At 43.3% G+C, this 20,988-nt stretch carries 18 protein-coding genes; 12 read left to right on the forward strand and 6 right to left on the reverse strand.

The genetic code is table 11. The features are described from left to right. Positions 1–8: 8 nt before the first annotated feature. From R7Z78_RS15670 to R7Z78_RS15685, 4 genes are all read right to left on the reverse strand, one after another. On the reverse strand, positions 9–1,724 hold the full coding sequence (locus R7Z78_RS15670) for an EAL domain-containing protein (protein WP_042522777.1): 1,716 nt from the start codon (positions 1,722–1,724) through the stop codon (positions 9–11). Positions 1,725–1,936: 212 nt separating this feature from the next. After that, positions 1,937–3,298, reverse strand: a complete 1,362-nt coding sequence (locus R7Z78_RS15675) for an L-serine ammonia-lyase (RefSeq protein ID WP_005376899.1) — start codon at positions 3,296–3,298, stop codon at positions 1,937–1,939. 97 nt (positions 3,299–3,395) lie between these two features. After that, positions 3,396–4,649 carry an aromatic amino acid transport family protein gene (locus R7Z78_RS15680; protein WP_005388284.1) on the reverse strand — a complete coding sequence of 418 codons (1,254 nt, stop codon included), beginning with the start codon at positions 4,647–4,649 and terminating at the stop codon, positions 3,396–3,398. Between the two features lie 345 nt (positions 4,650–4,994). Next, positions 4,995–5,594 carry a CoA pyrophosphatase gene (locus tag R7Z78_RS15685; RefSeq protein WP_005376901.1) on the reverse strand — a complete coding sequence of 200 codons (600 nt, stop codon included), beginning with the start codon at positions 5,592–5,594 and terminating at the stop codon, positions 4,995–4,997. A gap of 231 nt (positions 5,595–5,825) precedes the next feature. On the opposite strand from R7Z78_RS15685, the gene R7Z78_RS15690 reads away from it, so the two are divergent. Next, entirely contained in the window at positions 5,826–6,365 is a 540-nt protein-coding gene (locus tag R7Z78_RS15690) for a heme NO-binding domain-containing protein (protein WP_005388282.1), read from the forward strand. A gap of 7 nt (positions 6,366–6,372) precedes the next feature. Beyond that, positions 6,373–8,073, forward strand: coding sequence for an ATP-binding protein (locus tag R7Z78_RS15695; protein WP_104975443.1), 1,701 nt, complete (start codon positions 6,373–6,375; stop codon positions 8,071–8,073). 360 nt (positions 8,074–8,433) lie between these two features. Here the strand turns inward: R7Z78_RS15695 and pabB are convergent, their stop codons facing one another. Then, complete coding sequence (gene pabB / locus R7Z78_RS15700) at positions 8,434–9,798, reverse strand: aminodeoxychorismate synthase component 1 (RefSeq protein WP_104975442.1); 1,365 nt, start codon at positions 9,796–9,798, stop codon at positions 8,434–8,436. A gap of 270 nt (positions 9,799–10,068) precedes the next feature. Between pabB and R7Z78_RS15705 the strand changes: the two genes are divergently transcribed. From R7Z78_RS15705 to R7Z78_RS15740, 8 genes are all read left to right on the forward strand, one after another. Continuing rightward, complete coding sequence (locus R7Z78_RS15705; RefSeq protein WP_104975441.1) at positions 10,069–11,586, forward strand: fumarate hydratase; 1,518 nt, start codon at positions 10,069–10,071, stop codon at positions 11,584–11,586. A gap of 174 nt (positions 11,587–11,760) precedes the next feature. After that, positions 11,761–11,946: a hypothetical protein gene (locus tag R7Z78_RS15710; RefSeq protein WP_005376906.1), complete on the forward strand. Its 186-nt coding sequence runs from the start codon at positions 11,761–11,763 to the stop codon at positions 11,944–11,946. Positions 11,947–12,202: 256 nt separating this feature from the next. Then, the gene (locus R7Z78_RS15715; protein WP_104975440.1) at positions 12,203–13,579 is read left to right on the forward strand and encodes a YcjX family protein; all 1,377 of its coding nucleotides are present in this window, start codon (positions 12,203–12,205) and stop codon (positions 13,577–13,579) included. After that, positions 13,576–14,616 (forward strand): YcjF family protein, encoded by a 1,041-nt coding sequence (locus tag R7Z78_RS15720; RefSeq protein WP_017636096.1) that lies wholly within the window; start codon positions 13,576–13,578, stop codon positions 14,614–14,616. The genes R7Z78_RS15715 and R7Z78_RS15720 overlap by 4 nt, the downstream gene beginning before the upstream one ends. A gap of 100 nt (positions 14,617–14,716) precedes the next feature. Next, a complete protein-coding gene (gene tyrR, locus R7Z78_RS15725) occupies positions 14,717–16,261 on the forward strand; it encodes a transcriptional regulator TyrR (RefSeq protein ID WP_047103197.1) in 1,545 nt (514 codons plus the stop codon). 36 nt (positions 16,262–16,297) lie between these two features. After that, positions 16,298–16,882, forward strand: a complete 585-nt coding sequence (gene rimJ / locus R7Z78_RS15730; RefSeq protein WP_025767303.1) for a ribosomal protein S5-alanine N-acetyltransferase — start codon at positions 16,298–16,300, stop codon at positions 16,880–16,882. Between the two features lies 1 nt (position 16,883). Next, positions 16,884–17,471: an HD domain-containing protein gene (locus tag R7Z78_RS15735; RefSeq protein WP_005376917.1), complete on the forward strand. Its 588-nt coding sequence runs from the start codon at positions 16,884–16,886 to the stop codon at positions 17,469–17,471. A 13-nt stretch (positions 17,472–17,484) separates the two neighbouring features. After that, positions 17,485–17,958, forward strand: a complete 474-nt coding sequence (locus R7Z78_RS15740; protein ID WP_104975439.1) for a DUF2947 domain-containing protein — start codon at positions 17,485–17,487, stop codon at positions 17,956–17,958. 43 nt (positions 17,959–18,001) lie between these two features. On the opposite strand, the gene R7Z78_RS15745 is transcribed toward R7Z78_RS15740, so the two are convergent. Further along, positions 18,002–18,964 (reverse strand): integron integrase, encoded by a 963-nt coding sequence (locus tag R7Z78_RS15745; RefSeq protein WP_104975438.1) that lies wholly within the window; start codon positions 18,962–18,964, stop codon positions 18,002–18,004. Between the two features lie 239 nt (positions 18,965–19,203). Here R7Z78_RS15745 and R7Z78_RS15750 point away from each other — a divergent pair, with 239 nt between their 5' ends. Then, positions 19,204–19,605, forward strand: a complete 402-nt coding sequence (locus tag R7Z78_RS15750) for an HIT family protein (RefSeq protein WP_047104302.1) — start codon at positions 19,204–19,206, stop codon at positions 19,603–19,605. Positions 19,606–19,760: 155 nt separating this feature from the next. Beyond that, on the forward strand, positions 19,761–20,792 hold the full coding sequence (locus R7Z78_RS15755) for a GTP pyrophosphokinase family protein (RefSeq protein ID WP_169644203.1): 1,032 nt from the start codon (positions 19,761–19,763) through the stop codon (positions 20,790–20,792). The last annotated feature ends 196 nt before the right edge of the window (positions 20,793–20,988 follow it).

Consider the following 20,988-nt stretch of genomic DNA (forward strand, 5'->3'; position numbering starts at 1 on the left):
AAGAAAAGCTAGCAATGAAGAGGGTAATAATAACCTTGGTGAATATAGGCGCCCAATGTTGTGAGTAAGTGAGCACTGTCTGCCGTTTCTACGCCTTCAACAATGACCGTGCAGCGATACGTATTGCCCATAGCAATTAACTGACGCAAGGTTTCTATCTTTTTATCATCAGATTTTAGGCCAATAACAAATTCTCGGTCGATTTTGAGGTAGTCCGGATTCAGCTTGCTGATAAGCGCCACATTATTATTGCCGGTGCCAAAGTCATCAATACTGATTTTACAATCCAGAGCTTTTAGTTTCGCGACATTGTCATAAATCTCAGAGGTATAGTACATCGATGCATTTTCTGTGATTTCGATTGTCAGCAAACGGCAATCCCGATTAGATAGCTCTCTATATAGGATTGAAAAGTTACGCCCTCGCAGCAAAGAAGGACAAACGTTAATGCTGATAGGGATGGGCAACGCTTTTTGTTTGGTGTAGATGGAATCAATCACCAGTAAGGTATGAGTTAGCAGCAATCCATTGCGGATCAGTGTTTCAATAAACCGTTGCGTATTTTTTACCTTAAACCGGGAGAGGGCTTCGTAGTGCACAATCTTTTGTGCCGAAGTGTTATAAATCGGCTCCAGTTTTATTTTGAACTGTCGAATTGCGCACAAGTAAGCCATAAAGGCTTGTAGGGAGCGGTGACGCAGTATAATGAGAAAAAGTAAGCTCAGTAGAATGATACTTTGAAACGGCCCAGAGATGTAATACACCTCTTTATAGCCACTATTCTTTACGTGATAATTGAAAAAGCGTTCATTGGTGTTACCAATCTCTAACGACGTTCCGGTATTCGTTGATAGCTTCATACCGGAAAGAAAAAAACGTGAAATATGATTTTCAACATTGTCGGATAAGTTAATGTTTTTAACACGAACCAAAACAGTTGCGTTATTTAAGTCAAATGATTGGGTAGTGTAATTGCTATTGTTACTCCACTCTTCAAACGCTTTTTTGCTGACAGGGACAACGGTTTCTGGAGTGACTAAGCATCGAATATTGAAACGATCTAGCATCATGCTCGACTCCACCAACTTCACATTATCAAATAGTGACTTCAGTTCGCTTTCATTAGCAAAGCAACTCCTGCGGGAAAGGTTCTCTGCAATTTCGAAGGCGTTATCCAGATAATTATGTTTAACGATGCTGTTTATCGCGTAGTAACAGATAGCAAAGAAAATGATCGCAGTGATCAACACAACCCACATTGCTTCTGAATAGATCTTTTTATTACGCAGGCAAATACGAAGCGCTTTGCGAAGACTATTGGTTGTGTATTGATTGATCTTCTGTTGATGTTCGATGCCATTCTGATGGTTATTTTGCATAGTAAAAGGAATGAAGTATCCGGTCCGGTGAATGTTTTCGATAATGTTTTTGTTAGTGGTTAAATGTTCTTCCGTGAGCTTGCGAAATTTCTTTCTTAGAGCGGCCACCGCGTTTTTAAAGCCATTTTCAGGCAGTGTCATTTTGTATTGTTGAGTGATTTTGCTTTCTATTAACCGCTGACTAATCGGCGTATTTAAACTGCCGTATGTGGCGATAGTTGACAGAATGGCGTACTCATTTGGGTTGACAGGAATGGAGTGGTGGAGTGACTGATTGAGCTCTAGAGATATTTCGTTTTCGGACAAGCAAACGCAGATTTGGTTTCCAATTTCAAACCTAATCATGTGTTGATGTGCTCCAAGTTTAATTTTTGGCTACGTTATCAATAAAGCTAGGGAAGAGATGTGATTTTTTACTGAGATATCCATAATATTTGGATATATTCAACGTTTTAGGTTTTTTTTTACTTGTCCTGATAACGTATTCTCCTAGGTTTTTGGGGTATAAAAAAACCCGAGCATAAACTCGGGTTTTGATTGGTATTCAGAAAGTCGTATTAGCAAATCACTTTGATTGCTAGACCACCTTGAGATGTTTCGCGGTATTTCGCGTTCATGTCTTTACCTGTTTCTAGCATGGTTTCGATAACCTTATCTAGAGAAACAGTTGGAGCTGAAGAGCGACGTAGTGCCATGCGAGTTGAGTTGATTGCTTTTACTGCCGCAATACCGTTACGCTCGATACATGGAACCTGAACCTGACCTGCAACTGGGTCACACGTTAGACCTAAGTTGTGCTCCATCGCGATTTCTGCTGCCATACATACTTGCTCTGGGCTACCACCCATAAGCTCAGCAAGGCCTGCTGCTGCCATAGAACATGCCACGCCAACTTCACCCTGACAGCCAACCTCTGCACCAGAGATAGACGCGTTACGCTTGTAAAGACCTCCGATTGCGCCAGAAGCTGCAAAGTAACGGATGTAATCTTTTTCAGTCACAGTTTGGATGAACTTATCGTAGTAAGCCAGTACCGCAGGGATGATGCCACACGCACCGTTAGTTGGTGCCGTTACTACGCGGCCACCAGCTGCGTTCTCTTCGTTTACTGCGAAAGCAAACATGTTTACCCAATCAACAACAGACATTGGGTCGTTTGTCGTCTTTTCTGAAGTAAGTAGCTGCTGGCGAAGTGCTGCTGCACGACGAGGCACGCGTAGTGGACCAGGCAAAATACCTTCTTCATTCATACCGCGATCCATACACTCGCGCATTGTGCGCCAGATGTTCGCGAAATAAGTACGAGTTTCTTCATCTGAATGAAGCGCATGCTCATTCTTCATGGTTAGTGCGCTGATGGACAATCCACTTTCGTGGCATTGGTTAACCAGTTCCTCTGCCGTTGTAAACGGGTAAGGTACTTTTACTGGGTTTTCAGCTTCTTTACCGAAATTTTCTTCATCAACGATGAAACCACCGCCGATAGAGTAGTAAGTTTTTGAGTACGCTTTTTCGTCATCAATCCAAGCGTGGATCTGCATGCCGTTTTCGTGTAGCTCTAGGTTTGTTTTGTGGAAGTTCATTCCACCTTCACGTGGGAACGATACTGTGTGACAGTGCATGCCAACAGGAAGGCGTTCAGTTTCTTCTACACGAGCGATAAAGCCCGGGATAGAATCGATATCAACTTTCTCAGGAGTGTTGCCTGCAAGACCCATGATGATAGCAATATCTGTGTGGTGACCTTTCCCTGTCAGTGATAGTGATCCATAAACGTCAACGGTGATTTTAGTGATGTCGCGCAGTTTTCCCATTGCACGAAGATCATCAATAAACTCTTTACCCGCTTTCATTGGGCCTACAGTGTGTGAGCTTGAAGGTCCAACACCGATTTTATAGATATCAAAAACACTAATCATATCGATTACCTCAGAAGAAAGCCTCCCAAGGGGAGTTGGGAGGCTTAATTTTATCGTTATATTTTTGGATTAATCATACTGCACTGGGCAGAGATGATTAAAGAGCGCCGTAGATTACAGAACTAATTGCAGCAAGACCACAGATTGCTGTGAAAATTTGCACAGGTGCTGAAGTTTTGTACTTAGCCATCGCAGGAACTTTTTGCATTGCGAAGATTGGCATCAAGAATAGGATTGCCGCAATCATCGGTGCACCCATTGTTTCAATCATACCTAGGATGCTTGGGTTAACGATAGCAACGATCCAAGTTGTGATTACAATGAAGATTAGAGACATCTTCTCGATCTTACTTACTGGTGATTTTGAACGAGATTTCACTAGACCAACTAGACCTTCGTGCGCACCCAAGAAGTGGCCAAAGTAGCTAGAGGTGATCGCTGCGAAAGCAACCAATGGACCCATGTAAGAGATCAGTGGAGATTCATGCACGTTTGCTAGGTAAGAGAGAACAGAGATGTTTTGCTCTTGCGCCGTTGCTAGTTGCTCTGGAGACAGAGAAAGTACAACAGAGAAAACGAAGAACATAACAAAGCCCATCAGCATCATTGCTGCGCCACCGGTGATAGCGTCAGTTTTCTTAACTGCGTCATCACCGTATACACGACGTTGCTCTTTAGAGAACTGAGAAATGATTGGGCTGTGGTTGAAAGAGAACACAATAACAGGGATTGCTAGCCAAACGATAGCTGGCATTGCACCCCAGTCAGGTGACACTTCCATCATTGAAGTGTTCCAACCAGGAATTAGGTATACAGACAGTGCTAGTAGGATGAACACGAGAGGGTAAACCATTGCTGAAGTTGCTTTCAGCATAAGCTCTTTACCGAATACTACGCCTGCTGTCATTGCAGCAATAAGTGCACCAGAAAGTAGCCAGCGAGGAATAGATTCCATGCCCATTTGGTTAACTAGGAAAGAGTCAACTGTGTTTGTGATACCAACACCGTAGATAAGTACGATTGGGTAGATAGCGAAGAAGTAAGCGAACGTAATAAGGTTTGCGCCAGTCTTACCAAAGTGCTCTTCTACTGTGTCGGTGATGTCCGCTTCAGGGTTTTTCGCAGAAAGAACGAAACGAGCTAAAGATTTGTGTGCGAACCAAGTCATTGGTGCTGCGATTAGGGCTAGGATTACTAATGGCCAAAAGCCACCTGCACCTGCTTTAATAGGAAGGAACAGTACACCTGCACCTACTGCCGTACCAAAAAGGGACAGACACCAGGTAAAGTCTTTGTAAGAAAACTTACTAGACGATTGTGCGGTAGAAACCGCAGAAGTAGTTGTATTCATTTTTTAGTTACTCATTTTGGGAACAGGAAATAAGTCGGGAGTAATTTTGCAAGATTTTACACTAGGAAAATTAGATCTAAATCATTTATTGCTTACGCTTATTGAATGATATGTCAAAAACCTGCTTTTTATCACGAAAATGATGTGCTACTCGTGATTTCTGCTAATGAGTAAAATTAGAAAAACTTATCAATAGGGCTGTTTGTATAAATTTATTTCACCGCAAGCGTTTGCGGTGAAAATGGAAAATTAATCTAATGTGAATGAATGTTTATGAAGCAACGTTTTATTAATATTGATGCGCATAATGATCGCGCCTATAAAAGCACCGATATCAACAACTGTTTAATGTGAAATAATATGTTTTTGCATTGATTCGATAATTTGTGCCGTCATGCCCCAGATGAAATGCTGTCTATATGGGATAGCAAATACACGATGACTGCTTCTTTTTAGGTCAAATTTGGTGCTATACAATTTTTTGGGGTTCAGAATATGGTTGGCAGGAACCTCAAAAACTGACTCTACTTCATTTGGGTCAATATGCGTTTTATATTCCGGAGAAACAAAAGCCAAAAAAGGTGTCACATTAAACTGACTAATCGTTGGTAGTGTAGGCAGTTGACCAAACACATGAATATGCTCATCTTCTATCCCAACTTCTTCTTTGGTTTCTCTTAAAGCGGTATTCACGAGCTGAATATCTTCCTGCTCATATTTGCCACCGGGAAAGCTGATTTGTCCCGGATGATGGCGTAAGTGGGCTGCACGCTTAGTCAGAATGACTTGTAACCCGTCATCGCGTTCCACAAAACCGATTAAGACTGCCGCATCTCTCAGGGACTTTTCTTTCATCCATTTCAGTCGTGCAAGGGACTCTTTGTGGTAGCCCGTTGGAAGCCGAAATTGAAAGTTCTGTAGTAAATGAGTTTTGTCGATAACCAAACTGAGTCCTTATTTATCGTGCCTAACCATTATTTATTATACTCAAAGACGGCAAAGCGTATGGCGTTATCGTTACTGGTTGCCAAATAAAGCATTCACATTAAAACACTCGCCAGCACTTTCCCTCTTTGTGTTGTGTGTCTCACTCTGCTTGAACATATTAATTTGAAACTTATAAGGTTATACACCATTCTTTATTTTAGGACGTCACTATAGGGCAAGCATTGGCCAATGAAAGGGATTATTTTCACCGAGTTCATGGAGTTAGTAGAAGAGAAATTCGGTCTTGATGTGTTAGACCAAGTTCTCGACCTTTCTAACGATGAAGGTGTTTACACCGCTGTTGGTAGTTACGATCACAAAGACTTGGTTAAGTTGATCGTGAATCTCAGTAAAGTATCTGGTGTTCCCCCCGAGCAACTGCAAGAAGTGTTTGGAGAGTGCGTCTTTTTGAATTTACTTCGCTCCATTCCTAGTCACGCCAGTTTGCAACAGTGTGAAACGACGTTTCAATTTGTTCGCCATGTTGAAGACTTTATTCATGTCGAAGTTAAGAAGCTCTATCCTGATGCTAACCCTCCGCAATTTGATTTCATTAGTGAAAACCAATCCCAATTGGTATTTGACTACCACAGCGCAAGATGTATGTCTCACGTATGCTTAGGATTGATAAAAGGTTGTGCTGCACATTTTGGTGAGGTAGTTCATATCAAACATCAAAACCAGTCAGAAGATGGCAGCAAAGTACGTTTTTGGTTAGAGGCTCAATAAGAACGATATGACGGGAAGTTCCTCATTAGAAAGGAAACTCAAACGAGAAGTTGCATCAAGAAAAGCAGCTGAGCAGCTGTTGGAACAGAAAAGCTTAGAGTTATATGAATCCAACCAGCAACTCAGTGTTGCATTGAAAAAGCTGGAGCTGAAATCTAAAAAGGATCTTCGTAAGTTTGAGTTTGAAGAGCAAATTGATGCCACGTTGATTAAGTTCGGTCGTACTTTTTTATCGAGCACGTTCGATGAAGCAATGATAGCGAGCTTTATTGAGCAGCTCACTTCTAACTCGATCATTTCTGCGGCTTACTTGTTTCTTGACGCTACAAAGCTGAGCTCATTGCGTCGTCATCACTTTGGTCACTTACAGCTTCGTCATAACAACGAGATTTTAACCTCTCCTAATTGGCAGGGAGAGAATTTGCATTTGCCAGTTATCATTGATGGGGAAACGGTTGGGGAGTTGATTTTCTCTGTGTTGCAAGATCAAATCGATCAGTCTTTTATTTCCAAACAGATGGAGCTCGTGTCTGACTTAGTTCATGGTGTTATTGGTCGACACTTAAGTTTAGAGCGAGAGGTCGAGCTGAGAAAGCGGGCTGAGGAATCAGAAAAAGCGACGAAGGAGTTTGTCGCCATGATTAACCATGAGCTGCGAACTCCTCTCAATGGCGTATTGGGTAGTGCGGAGTTATTGAGTCGAACCCAATTAGAAGAAGAGCAGCGTCAATACTTGAGCAATCTGACTCAATCAGGGGACTTATTGAGAGTTATCATTAATGATCTTCTTGATTTCAGTAAGATGAATGCCGGTATGATGGAAATCATACATAAAGTCTTTGCCTGGGAGGAGCTTGAAAAAGCCATCATGGGTGTATTTGCAGCTAAGGCTGCGGAAAAACGTATCCATTTCTCTATCGACAAAAAGCTGGGGATCCCGGAATTTTTAGTCGGTGACTTAGAGCGCATTACACAAATTTTGGTTAACTTGGTGGGAAACGCGATTAAGTTTACTCACTTGGGTGGCGTCGTGTTACGGGTGGAATGGCTTAACGGCACGGCTTATTTTGAGGTTGAAGACACTGGTATTGGCATCCCACTAAAAGCACAGCCGTCACTATTTGATCCATTTGTCCAAGTTGATCGCTCGGCGAAACGCAGCTTTGAAGGCTCAGGTTTAGGTCTCGCGATTTGTAAAAACCTCGTGGATTTGATGCAAGGTCAAATTAGCTTTGAGAGTGAAGAGCGCAAAGGGACAACTTTTAAAGTTGCTATTCCTCTTGAGGAAGGGCAAGCACAAGGCACAGCAGAGGGGGAATTGGTCACCATAGAGCGAAGCGATTTAGCAGGACGCTCAATATTAGTGGTTGATGACATCAGAATGAATCAAGTCATTGTTACTCAAATGCTGAAAAAACTCGACATTACACCTGATTTAAAAGCCAACGGCAAAGAAGCATTAGAAGCGGTGAAAAGTAAAGACTACGAACTGATATTCATGGACTGCCGAATGCCTGAAATGGATGGTTATGAGGCGACGATGTATCTGAGAGAGCGTGGCTTTACTCATCCAATTATTGCATTAACCGCTGGCACTACCATCGAAGAGCGTCAAAAGTGCATTGATTCAGGCATGGACGACATCCTCACTAAGCCGTACACCGCAACCGATATCGAACAGATTATGTGTAAGTGGCTTGAGCAGTAGACGCTGCCTCTTAAAAAGTATGTTTGTTGGCCAACGGCTAAAAGCTAAAGTACATGCAAATAAAACACACAAAAAAACGCACCACACTGGATAATGCCGATCATTTAACGATGTTTTTTGGGTCATTCTAGCGAGCCTTGGCGAGACTAAGAATCTAGTAGCAGCACGATGAGCGGGTAATGAAACAAATTTGACCACAAAGTGCTTGAATAGAAGAACCTGTATCACGCTCTTTCGTCGCTGTGCAGGGTGATGAGATACAGAAATATGCCACTCGCTGTTAAATGAGCGGCATTATCCGTTCTGGAGGCGGATTGTTTTCGTCAATAGCATTAAAGCGGCGTTGTGTGCTGTTGAAACCTACGATTGCAGCGCTGGCAAAATCTTTGAAAGCTTATCCAACGTTTCTTGATACTCAGAGGCGCAATCGCTATCTGCCACGACGCCGCCGCCAGCCCAAGCGTAAAGTTTGTTTTTTTCCGCTACAAGAGTTCGGATAGTAATGCTGGTGTCCATACGACCATGGCGTGAAATGTAGCCAATACTGCCGCAATACGCGCTGCGTCGATGCGGCTCCAGTTCTTCAATAATCTGCATTGCGCGAACTTTAGGTGCTCCCGTAATTGAACCGCCTGGAAAACACGCTCGCAGCAAATCCGCAGGAGCGTATTGTTCATCCAAATTTGCATGAATGGTGCTCACCAAATGATGCACGGCAGGGAAGCTTTCAATATCGAACAACTTTGGCACGTGAACGCTACCCGGTGATGCAACTCGACCAATATCATTACGCAGCAAATCGACAATCATCAGGTTTTCTGCCTGATCTTTTTCCGCTGTCTGCAAGTCATGGGCATTAGCGTTATCTTTCTTTGGATCTTCGCTGCGTGGGCGAGTACCTTTGATTGGTTTTGTTTCAATGACGCGATCTTTGAGCTCTAAAAAGCGCTCTGGAGAGATACTCAAAATCGAAGACTCAGGCATACGGATAAAAGCGGAAAATGGCGCTTGGTTGGCGGACTCTAATTTTAGATACGCTTGCCACTCACTGCCTTGATACGGCGCGTTAAAGCGTTGCGCCAAATTGATCTGATAACAGTCACCGCTCAACAAGTATTCTTGCACCTTGTCAAAGCGAGTGGCGTAGCTCTCTTTTGTCATGTTTGACTGCCAAGCACCAGACAAAGCGAAGTCAACGGTTTGTTCTGCTTTTTGCTCGTTTAACCATTGCCAAGCTTGCTCGATGTTCTGACCGACTAAGCATGCTTTTTTAAGCTTGTGGTCAACAACGACGGCCCATTCATACAGACCTACCGCCATATCCGGCGTGTTGAGATCTTTTTCTGCCACTTCTGGCATCGTTTCTACGCGGCGACCTAAATCGTAACTGAAGTATCCTAGCGCACCGCCGACAAAAGGCAAATCCAATTCTTTATTTAACTCTACGTGAGGAAGCCACTGTTCTTGCATCTGATGAAGCAGCGCAAATGGGTCATCTTGAGTTGAATAGGCATTCGATGGCGTTTCAACTTGTGTGTTGTCGGCAGTGGTTTCTAACGTTGCAATTGGGTTGGCAACCAATACATCGAAGCGGCTATCGATATGCGTTTTTGATGCAGAACGCAGCAACATCGCCCAAGGTAGGTGTTGAATGCGAGAAAAAAGGTGAAGAGCAAACTCTGGTGCGTATTCCAGCGCTTTAAAATCAATGAATTGATTGTCCATGTTGTTCATTTGTGTAATTTGTGACAAAGAGATCGTTCACTGCATGGCATGTCATGGGCAGCAAGAGTATCATATTCCTCTGTGTAGCCAAACTCCCTCTATTCATAGGGTTTTGAGATGGTTTACAAGTAGGCAACTTCAGCGTTTCGTGTGTCGATATCAGCCGTTCGACAATTGTTTATAAAAAACGAAGCTCAAAAGAGCAATAAGCTCAACAAACACGATTGAAGCCAAGCCAATAATGGAAGCATAACTATAACGAGGCATGTAATGACGGTAATACGCAAGCAGGATGTGATCAGCAGTGTCGCTGATGCGCTACAGTATATTTCTTACTACCACCCGCTAGACTTTGTTCAAGCTCTTGAAAAAGCCTATCACCGCGAAGAGAGCCAAGCCGCTAAAGACGCGATTGCTCAGATCTTAATTAACTCCCGAATGTCCGCAGAAGGTCACCGTCCAATTTGTCAGGATACTGGTATTGTGACGTGTTTCGTCAACATCGGTATGGGCGTGCAATGGGATTCGACCGACATGACGGTTCAGCAGATGGTAGATGAAGGTGTTCGACAAGCGTACACGAACCCTGATAACCCGTTGCGTGCGTCAGTACTTATGGATCCTGCCGGTAAACGTATTAATACCAAAGACAACACGCCTGCCGTCGTACATATCAACATGGTTCCGGGCGATAAAGTTGAAATTCAGATCGCTGCGAAGGGCGGCGGTAGTGAAAACAAAACTAAGATGGTGATGCTAAACCCATCTGACGATATTGCTGAGTGGGTAGAAAAAACGCTACCAACAATGGGGGCGGGCTGGTGTCCTCCTGGCATGCTTGGCATTGGTATTGGCGGTACGGCTGAAAAAGCAGCGGTACTGGCAAAAGAATCTCTGATGGAGCATATCGATATTCAAGATCTTATCGACCGTGGTCCACAAAACGCAGAAGAAGAGCTTCGTCTTGATATATTCAATCGCGTGAACAAACTTGGTATCGGTGCGCAAGGTCTTGGCGGTTTGACGACTGTTGTCGACGTTAAAATCAAAACTGCGCCAACGCACGCGGCTTCTAAGCCTGTTTGTTTGATCCCGAACTGTGCGGCGACTCGTCACGTACACTTCACGCTTGATGGTAGCGGCCCAGCAGAGCTAACACCACCTAAACTAGAAGATTGGCCAGACATCACTTGGGAAGCGGGCGAAAATACGCGTCGCGTAAACTTAGACACAATTACTAAAGAAGAAGTACAAGAGTGGAAGACAGGCGAAACGGTTCTTCTATCAGGTAAAATTCTGACTGGTCGTGATGCTGCGCATAAACGTATTCAAGGCATGCTAGATAACGGTGAAGGTCTACCTGAAGGCGTAGATCTCAACGGTAAGTTCATTTACTACGTAGGCCCTGTCGATGCAGTTGGTGATGAAGTCGTTGGTCCTGCTGGCCCAACAACATCTACGCGTATGGATAAATTCACCGACATGATGCTAGAAAAGACCGGCATCATGGGCATGATCGGTAAAGCTGAGCGTGGCCCTGCAACGGTTGAATCTATCAAGAATCACAAAGCGGTTTACCTAATGGCTGTCGGTGGCGCTGCGTACTTGGTGGCGAAAGCGATCAAGAAAGCTCGCGTTGTCGCATTTGAAGATTTAGGTATGGAAGCGATTTACGAATTTGAAGTTGAAGATATGCCAGTAACAGTGGCTGTCGACTCAAATGGTGTTAACGCGCACCAAATTGGTCCAGACACTTGGAAAGTGAAAATTCAAGAGATGGAAGCATAAGGCAAAGGGCAATCTTGCTGCGTCTCAGCAGAGAGAATGTGACAAGGTGCTGATTTACCTAGCAAACAATTGACAAAAGTGCAGCGAAACCTGCACTTTTTGTCTATATAATTAAGGATATAAACCTTTAGGCATAGCAATCAAACGTTATGCGAACAATAATTAGGAGACGGCATGCCTCGTTTTATTCAGATTCTACAAATTATTCTTGCTGTAGTGATAGGTGGCTTTGTTGGCTATGACTTGATTCTTCACGGTATCAGCATCTTTGATGAAAAGTACGTGACCATCACATGTGTGTTGTGGCTGATTTTAGAAATCGCTCTATTTGTTATCTATAAGTTGATCGAAGACGACTAGGCTTAAAGAAAGCGGGTTCCTGTTTAACATAGTAATCAGCGCATATAGAGTTACTAATGCTGTAGATTAAGTAAGCCTCTGAACCACTCAGGGGCTTTTCTTTTTTTAATACAGCATCAAGCCGGATGTTTTGTTCATCTTTTATTAAGGTATATAAAGTTAAACTCATAGAATTCGGGATAGAACAGTATTCGTAGCTCGAAATTCGAAGTCGCTGACAACGTTGTTTTAAAGTGGAGTAAGATAAAGAAGCGTAATGAAGAGAATAAAGAAAGAAGTTAATGACTTTATCAACAGAGGTATGGACTCTAATGTTCGAATTGCTGTCACCGGACTTTCTCGTGCCGGTAAGACGGCATTCATCACGTCATTAGTGAATCAGCTTCTTCATACTGCAACCCATGACAATTTGCCTCTTTTGACTGCGGCTAGAGATAAGCGCCTTATTGGGGCGAAACGTGAGCCTCAATCGAATATGATGGTGCCACGCTTTGCTTACGATGAGGCGATGAGCCAAATTCATGCCACTCCACCTCAGTGGCCAGTACCGACACGTGATGTGAGTGAGATTCGCTTAGCGCTCAAGTACAAACCAAATAAAACTACGAAAAAGCTGTTGAGTAAAACCGCAATTTTAAATGTTGATATTATCGACTATCCAGGAGAGTGGTTGCTCGACCTGCCTTTATTGGACATGGACTTTGCAACGTGGTCGCAAACTCAGTTTGATGCACTTAAAGGCCAGCGTGGCGATTTAGCCAAAGCTTGGCTTTCTGAACTGGAGAAAGTAGATCTCTGTACAGAAGTGAATGAGAAACTACTTGAGAAAGTTGCACACACATACACAGAGTACCTTCATTCTTGTAAAGACTCTGGCCTTCATTGGGTTCAGCCTGGCCGCTTTGTATTACCTGGTGAGCTAGCAGGCGCGCCGGTGCTACAGTTTTTTCCGTGTCGTGCTGATTCGGAAAGCAAAGCGCCCAAGGGCAGTAACTTAGCGATGCTAGAAGCCCGTTTTCAGGAATACCAACAAAAAGTAGTGAAAGCGTTTTATAAGCATCATTTTGCGACCTTCGATCGCCAGATTGTACTGGTGGATTGTTTGCAGCCTCTCAATGCTGGTGATGAAGCGTTTTACGACATGCGCCAAGCGCTAGAACAGATCATGCATAGCTTCCGTTATGGTCGTAGTAGCTTTTTGCGTCGTTTGTTCTCACCAAAAATCGACAAAGTGTTGTTTGCTGCTACAAAAGCGGATCATATCACGCCCGATCAGCACCCAAATTTGGTGTCTCTGCTCCAACAAATGGTGCATCCAGCATGGCAAACGGCAGCCTACGAGAATATTGAGATGAGCTGCATGAGTATCGCTTCCATCCAAGCAACCACGACGGGGTTTATTTCCTCTGGAGATAAGACCATCCCGGCGTTACAAGGAACAACATTGGGTGGTGAGCCGATGACTATGTTTCCCGGAGAGGTGCCGAAAAAGCTACCAAATGCAGCTTATTGGCAAAACAACGGGTTTGATTTTACGTCGTTTCGTCCGATGCCCTCACCGAATGATGAGCCAGTGAAGCACATACGCTTAGACAAAGCACTGGATTACCTGATTGGAGATAAATTGAAATGAGTGAGTTGAAGCAAAAACAAGTTTTCTCTGAAAAGGTAATGGAAAAAGATCAGCAATCGAATCAACCGGAATTGACGGCGCAGCAAACATTCGGCGAAAAAGAAACATTTGTACCAGTTGAAGTTAAAGAAGCGCACCAGGAGACCGAACAGGAATTGCAACTCGAGCATGTCATTCGTCCAAAATCGGGCAGAAAATGGCTTGCGACTGGCGCATTTGCAACTTTTGCTGGTCTGGTTGGCTGGCAAGCGGTGGACTCGGTTATAACCGCAATTCAGGCTTCTGATTGGCTGGCCTTAAGCTGGACGGGGTTTATTGCTGCGATCGCTTCGCTTGGTTTAGGAGCTATGGGTAAAGAGCTTTGGAAACTACGAAAACTACGAAATCATTTTAGTGTTCAAGAAGAAGCAGAAGCACTTGTTAATAGTGAGAGCGTTGGGAAAGGGAAAGCCTTTTGTGAAACCGTAGCAGAACAAAGTGGTGTGATGGCAGAGAATCCGGGCTTTGATCGTTGGCAGAACAGTATTAACCCTGCTCATAGTGACGCTGAAATTCTTGATATGTATGACTCGATGGTGGTGAGCCAACAAGACAAGTTGGCAACGAAAATCGTATCACAGCACGCAACCGAGTGTGCGGCCCTAGTTGCCGTGAGCCCTCTGGCTGCCGCTGATATGTTGCTGGTGGCGTGGAGAAATTTCAAAATGATCGACAACCTCTCCAAAGTATATGGGGTAGAGCTAGGTTATGCCTCTCGCATCAAGTTACTAAGAGCGGTATTTGTCAATATGGCGGCGGCTGGAGCCAGTGAGCTCGCTATTGATGCCAGTATGGATTTGATGTCGATGGATCTTGCTGGCAAAGTTTCTGCTCGTGCAGGGCAGGGGCTAGGTGTTGGTATTCTAACGGCACGTTTGGGCTTGAAAGCGATGACCTTATTGCGTCCACTACCCTGGTATCCTGACCGTCAGGTTAAGTTGGGCACCATACGCAAGGCAGTGGCGGCGAAAGTTGCATCAATTACGATGAAACCGTAACGAATATCAACTTTGATGGATAGGATTGCTTGACGCCATTCCAAGCATGATAGAAACTACTGTCAACTTTTCCTGACAGTTGTGAATTGGGATATTTTAAGTGCGTCTTGAAGTCTTATGTGAAGATCGACTCGGCTTGACCCGAGAACTGCTCGATATTTTAGCGTCTAAAAGCATCGACTTGCGTGGTATCGAAATCGATATTAGCGGTATTATCTATTTGAATTGCCCGGATATTGATTTTGATACGTTTAGTGAGCTGATGGCTGAAATCCGCCGTATTCCGGGGGTGAAAGACGTACGTAAAATCCAGTTTATGCCGATGGAGCGCCACAATACGGAGCTGCTCTCGTTAGTTGATAACTTGCCCGATCCGGTTTTTGCCATTGATCTTAAAGGTGCCGTAGACATGGCAAACATGTCTGCACTTTCATTGCTTGGCCTTCACAAGCAAGAAGTGATTGGTACTCAAATCGGTGCTTTGTTACCAAGTGTTCGTTTCTCTCGTTGGTCTGAAGGTGTTAATGGTCGAACGCGGGAAAACCTTGTGATTGATGGCTTGGACTATGTTCTAGAGTTGATGCCCGTTTATATCCGAGACGAAGCGCAAAACTCGACTCTAGCGAGTACTCTAATGACGATTCGCTCTAGTCAGCAAGTTGCCAGAATTGAAGAAGCACTACCGCTGCATAATCCTCTGGGTTTTGAGCACTTTGTTGGTATATCGAACCGTCATAAAGCACTAATGAACCAAGCTAAAAAGCTGTCTGTGCTTGACCAACCATTGTTGATTGAGGGCGAAACGGGGACTGGTAAAGAAATGCTTGCTAAAGCTTGCCACAGCCGTTCTAGCCGCGCGAGCAAGCCATTCCTAGTTTTGAGTTGTGCTTCGATGCCTGACGATGTAGCAGAAACCGAACTTTTTGGTCATGCGCCGGGTTCATTCAATCATGAACAAGGCCACAAAGGCATCTTTGAGCAAGCAAATGGCGGCACGGTATTTCTTGATGAAATCGGTGAAATGAGTTCGCACCTTCAAATCAAGCTGTTACGTTTTCTACAGGATGGTAATTTCCGTCGTGTCGGTGCAGAAGATGAGATGCATGTCGATGTTCGTATCATCGCTTCAACAAAACATAACCTTGCCGAGCTTTCTGAAGCAGGAATGTTCCGTGAAGATTTGTATTATCGTCTCAACGTACTTACGCTCAGCATTCCTCCGTTACGTAAGCGCTCAAACGACGTTGCACCATTGCTTGAGTTGTTTGTGGCGAAACATGCTCAACAGCTTGGGATTGATAAGCCAGAGTTTGATGATGGTCTAGTTGATGCCCTTGCAAATTATCAGTGGCCAGGAAACATGCGCCAGCTGGATAACATGGTTCTTCGAGCGCTCACGGAAATGGATGGTGATATACTAAACGCGGGTCACTTCAATTTACCTCAGCCTCAGTCAGTCGGCGCTGGTAGTGCAACGCTTAACATCGACGGTTCTTTGGATGAGATCATGCGTGATTATGAATCTCAAGTTCTGGAACGTTTGTATCAGTCATTCCCATCAAGCCGTAAGCTTGCTAAGCGCTTAAATGTATCGCATACCTCAATCGCTAACAAACTGCGTGATTACGGTATCCGTAAGAATTAATCGAATTGAACGAAAAGACGGAATTAATCATTTGTAATGGAAGATAACAGCTCATCTATCGCCGTTCATATGTTGGACGGTGACTTGCTTCTTCGTACCGCTGAAATCGGTGACGCAGATATGATTGCCGAATATTTTCAAGCGAACCGAGAATACCTGAAACCGTTTGAACCGAAACGTGAAGAGGCTTTTTTCTCAGTGAACGGTTGGTTGCAAAAGCTTATCAAGCTCAATGAGCTGCATCGAATGGGATTGGGGTATTATTGCCTTTTAGTCAGAGCCTCTTCGGGTGAAATGCTAGGTACGATATCCTTTAGTAGTTTGAGTCGTTTTCCTTTTTATTCTTGTAACGTCGGATATTCTCTCGCTGAAAAAGCGCAAGGGCATGGTTATATGCGTCGTGGATTAACCATGGCTTGCGACTACATGTTTAACGTTCAGAAACTGCATCGTATTCAAGCTGGCTACATGCCTCACAATAAACGCAGTGAATCTGTGCTAGAGCATGTAGGGTTCAACCGAGAAGGGTATGCAAAAGATTACCTTTTGATTAATGGTGAGTGGCAAGACCACGTTCTAACGTCGCTTATTAATCCGAATTGGCAGCAAGAAGGGCGATAGTATGGAACGATTGGAAAAGCAGTTAGCACTTGTAATCGAGCTCGATAAACTCAAAAGCATTTTGCGCCGAACTCGAGTTAAAAGTGCTGAAGGGCGCCTCGAAAATAGTGGTGAGCATAGTTGGCATGTCGCACTGATGGCAATATTGATGGAAGAGCATGCGAATGCACCTGTTGATATTTGCCGAGTGATGAAAATGTTATTGATACATGACGTAGTAGAGATCGACGCGGGCGATACCTTTGTTTATGATACTGCTGCGTCTCAAGAGCAAGCAGAAAAAGAAATTAGAGCTGCAGAGCGCTTGTTTGGTATGTTACCCAGCGATCAGGAGCAAGAGCTATTGGCGCTTTGGCATGAATTTGAAGCCGCGCAGACCGATGATGCTAAGTATGCAAAAGCACTCGATCGATTAATTCCAATGCTCTTGAACTACCATAATAATGGTCAGAGTTGGAAGGAACATGGTGTCTCACGCGAACAAGCACTTACCATTAATAAACGAATTGAATTTGGCTCTGTTACCTTATGGGACAAAGCGAAAGAGTTGATTGAAGAAGCCACAGAGAAAGGTTGGCTGAAATCGTAATAAAGGAGACTGAATGTCTTATTTGCCTTTGGATGAATACCAAAGAAAATGGATTTTTACGCATCAGTCGATGCCTGTGCCAGAAGAAGATTTGGCTTTTATTAAGCCGATGAACCAAGCCCGTTCAGCACAATTTTGGAAAGAAAATATCAGTGCTCAAAGCCCTGATATGGATAGACTTAGTTCCCAAGACTGGCCAATGAATGAGGCGAATTGGTCTGAAACTGTGGATTGGATGGCTGCGTGGGAGTCGGATGATCCTGACATGCCAGCGGAAGTTGAGGCACATATCGATTGGCAAGACGATGTGACCGTTTACTTTTGCTACGAGAAGTACAATGTCATCGAAACGAAATGGTCTATTTTTAAAAAGCACTGGAAGAACTTTCTCTTTTATGACGATGGTCCGATACTAATAGGACGTCGCCGTTCGCAAGCACTTTGGTTTGATTCAAAAGGCAATGTGAAACTCGGTGTTCGTCAATAACGAGTTATAAAGCAAAGCCACCTTTCGAGGTGGCTTTGTTTTTCTAAAGGCTGGATAATGGACTCAACACACCGCCAGCCCCGCGCTCGATAACGTGAGTATAGATTTGCGTGGTTTTTACATCAGTATGCCCTAATTGTTCCTGAACAGTTCTAATGTCTGCGCCAGATTCCAATAAGTGCGTGGCAAAACTGTGTCTTAGTGTGTGGCAAGTTACAGTTTTCTCAATGCTTGCGTCGCTTGCCGCGCGCTTTACTGCTCTTTGTATTGCGCTTTCATTGATATGATGCCTTCTGAGTTCACCAGTGTCTCGATCTGCGCTTAACTTTGTTGATGGAAACAAAAAGTGCCAGTTAAAATCTAGCTCCGCTTTTGGGTATTTACGTCGTAAACCTTCAGAGATGTATACGCCCGCATAACCAGGCATGTGTCTATCTTTAAAGTAATAGTTTCTTGCTAAATTAACTTGAGCTTTGAGTGGTTCATGCAGTTCTTTGGCTAATGTGACTGTACGATTTTTACCTCCTTTTCCTTGCCAAACGCGAACTGCACCATAATCATAATCGATATCTTGAACTCTTAAGCGTAAACATTCCATAACTCGAAGCCCGGAGCCGTAAAGAAGCTGAATATGGAGCCTATACCTCGGGTCGATATGCTGAACGAATCTTCGGATCTCCTCCCTGGATAACACAACGGGAAGTTTCTTTTCGGTCAAGGATTTCTGAAATCTCATATCAAGTGATAGTGGGGTTTTGAAATAATCACGATATAAAAATGATATTGAGTTCAGCGCCAAAGCTTGCGTTTTTACCGCAACTTTTTCTTCTACCGCTAAGTAACTCAGAAATTGAATGACATCATCTTCTGCTAGTGTTGATGGGTGTGCAAGCTGGTGAAAAGTGATAAAGCGTTTTATCCAAAATAGATAACTTTCGATAGTTTTATTCGCATAATGACGAGTAAGCATGTGCTCTTTTACACTAAGTAAAAACTGACTTTTCATGATAAATTAACCTGTTTATTTATACAGATCCGTTAATGTATCACCACTTTTGAAATTAGCGTGCTGTGCGCCGCCTAATTGCGCGCGCTACCACACATATTCATACTGTTTTTCTATTTGTTTCATATATATAAGTGCTACGATTGATAGCGCTTTTGATAAGAAAGAAGGCGATAGTCTGCCAGAAAAACGGCAAATCGCCGTATAGAAAGCGTTAGCATACTTTGATAGGAGTTCAGATGGCTACGATAGTCGAACAAATTGGTAATCGTGAAATTGACTCGGTCATCGTGTACGAATCTGACCAAGTTATAGCTTTTGCAGATCATGATCCAATCAACTTTGGGCATATTTTAATTTGTCCTAAGACTCAATACCGTACATTCATTGACCTGCCTGAGTCTGTGTTTTTTGAGATCACCGACGTTGCAAGAGATTTATATAAACGTATAGAAGCTAAGTTCAATCCCGATGGTATCGGCTTTATGCAAAACAATGGAGAGGCACCTTATTTCAACGAACTCGATCACTACCATTTGCATATTTTCCCTAGGTTTCATGGAGACCAGTACGGTTGGGTTAGTAGTGAACTTGGAATTCAAACTATGGATAAACTAAGAGAATCACTTAAAGGTCTATGAGCATTGAAAAAGTATGCTAACAAATTGTTCAAGAGTGATTCGGCACGCGTGGCATTTTTACTATGCGTTGGTTTTGGTGGTTAAGGTGTTATGCGGAAGCATCGGTATTGCGTGCCTCACACCTTAACAAGGCGTTAAATATACAAGGAGAAACTATGGCATCATTAGATTTTGAAGTTGAAAAGCAAAAGTTTAGAGAGTTCTATAACGATAATCACGATGTTTTAGAAAAAGCTAAAGATAGTTTTGTTAGTATTATTAACTCAATATTAGTGACGGAAGGTGTTTCCATATCACTTGTGTCAGGACGAGTTAAAGACCGAGAAGAGTGCATCAAAAAGTTTTCACGCAAATATCAGGCGAAGCTTGAGGAAAGTGAAACTAGTTATGAAATAAAAGATTACATCACAGATGTCCTTGGCTTGAGAGTTGTCTGCTTATATGAAAAGGATGTAATTAAAGTAAGAGATATACTTAAAGATGAGTTCTCTGTAATAGATGAAACTAACAAGATACTCGATATAGAAAGTAAAGAAGATGTATTTGGATATAAAGGGTTACATATGGACTTGCAATTGCAAGAGCCTCGTTCAGGAATGAAAGAGTATATCCTATATCGAGATCTAAGCTTTGAAGTGCAAATCAGAACTATAGTTCAAGATGCTTGGAGTGTGTTGGATCATAAGATTAAGTATAAAAAGTCAATCCCGCCAGAATTAAAAAGACGTATTAATACTTTGGCTGCGTTATTCGAGCTAGCTGATAGAGAGTTCCTTAGTATAAGAGAAGAAACCGAGAAACTGCAGGCTCAAGCTGACAGTAATGATTCAATTGCTGCTAGACCTCTTGATGTATTTAACTTTGGTTCGGCTGTTTCTACCTTCTTTGAAGGTTTCAAGTTTCAATCTCATAAAGTTGACGGCTTTGTAGAAGAAGTTATGGGATATAAGAAAATTACGGTTGAAGAGTTTAGGGGGGTGATAGCCAATAGCCTTGATATAGTAAGAGAATTTGAAATGCAGTTAGGCTCGGAGGGTACAACAAAACATCAGTTTAATCCGTTTACCGTAATTCGTCATGCCTTATATTCTCATGATCCTGCTACATACGAGCGCATATTGTATGACAAACAAAGAGCTGCTTTTGATGCTTGGTTGGCTGAAAGACAAGACCCAGCAGCTGCTTAGTATATTTAACAAACTGTTCAAGAGGGATTCGCAACGCGTGGCATCTTCACTATGCGTTGGTTTAAGTGATTAAGGTGGTATGCGGCGGCATTGGTATTGCGTTGCTCACCCCTTAACAGGGCGTTATGCTTAATCATGTAAAATCAGTGGTTTATGTTTTTCTCTGTTCCCTTGGCTGATTGGCTTTGTGCTCATC

The organism is Vibrio sp. 1167, assembly GCF_033340375.1.
GTDB lineage: Bacteria > Pseudomonadota > Gammaproteobacteria > Enterobacterales > Vibrionaceae > Vibrio > Vibrio alginolyticus.

What these genes read in the sequence shown, in the direction of transcription:
- R7Z78_RS15670 (WP_042522777.1), bottom strand. Translation starts at nt 1,724, where the DNA reads ATGATTAGGTTTGAAATTGGAAACCAAATCTGCGTTTGCTTGTCCGAA.
- R7Z78_RS15675 (WP_005376899.1), bottom strand. Translation starts at nt 3,298, where the DNA reads ATGATTAGTGTTTTTGATATCTATAAAATCGGTGTTGGACCTTCAAGC.
- R7Z78_RS15680 (WP_005388284.1), bottom strand. Translation starts at nt 4,649, where the DNA reads ATGAATACAACTACTTCTGCGGTTTCTACCGCACAATCGTCTAGTAAG.
- R7Z78_RS15690 (WP_005388282.1), top strand. Translation starts at nt 5,826, where the DNA reads ATGAAAGGGATTATTTTCACCGAGTTCATGGAGTTAGTAGAAGAGAAA.
- R7Z78_RS15695 (WP_104975443.1), top strand. Translation starts at nt 6,373, where the DNA reads ATGACGGGAAGTTCCTCATTAGAAAGGAAACTCAAACGAGAAGTTGCA.
- pabB (WP_104975442.1), bottom strand. Translation starts at nt 9,798, where the DNA reads ATGGACAATCAATTCATTGATTTTAAAGCGCTGGAATACGCACCAGAG.
- R7Z78_RS15705 (WP_104975441.1), top strand. Translation starts at nt 10,069, where the DNA reads ATGACGGTAATACGCAAGCAGGATGTGATCAGCAGTGTCGCTGATGCG.
- R7Z78_RS15710 (WP_005376906.1), top strand. Translation starts at nt 11,761, where the DNA reads ATGCCTCGTTTTATTCAGATTCTACAAATTATTCTTGCTGTAGTGATA.
- R7Z78_RS15715 (WP_104975440.1), top strand. Translation starts at nt 12,203, where the DNA reads ATGAAGAGAATAAAGAAAGAAGTTAATGACTTTATCAACAGAGGTATG.
- R7Z78_RS15720 (WP_017636096.1), top strand. Translation starts at nt 13,576, where the DNA reads ATGAGTGAGTTGAAGCAAAAACAAGTTTTCTCTGAAAAGGTAATGGAA.
- rimJ (WP_025767303.1), top strand. Translation starts at nt 16,298, where the DNA reads ATGGAAGATAACAGCTCATCTATCGCCGTTCATATGTTGGACGGTGAC.
- R7Z78_RS15735 (WP_005376917.1), top strand. Translation starts at nt 16,884, where the DNA reads ATGGAACGATTGGAAAAGCAGTTAGCACTTGTAATCGAGCTCGATAAA.
- R7Z78_RS15740 (WP_104975439.1), top strand. Translation starts at nt 17,485, where the DNA reads ATGTCTTATTTGCCTTTGGATGAATACCAAAGAAAATGGATTTTTACG.
- R7Z78_RS15745 (WP_104975438.1), bottom strand. Translation starts at nt 18,964, where the DNA reads ATGAAAAGTCAGTTTTTACTTAGTGTAAAAGAGCACATGCTTACTCGT.
- R7Z78_RS15750 (WP_047104302.1), top strand. Translation starts at nt 19,204, where the DNA reads ATGGCTACGATAGTCGAACAAATTGGTAATCGTGAAATTGACTCGGTC.
- R7Z78_RS15755 (WP_169644203.1), top strand. Translation starts at nt 19,761, where the DNA reads ATGGCATCATTAGATTTTGAAGTTGAAAAGCAAAAGTTTAGAGAGTTC.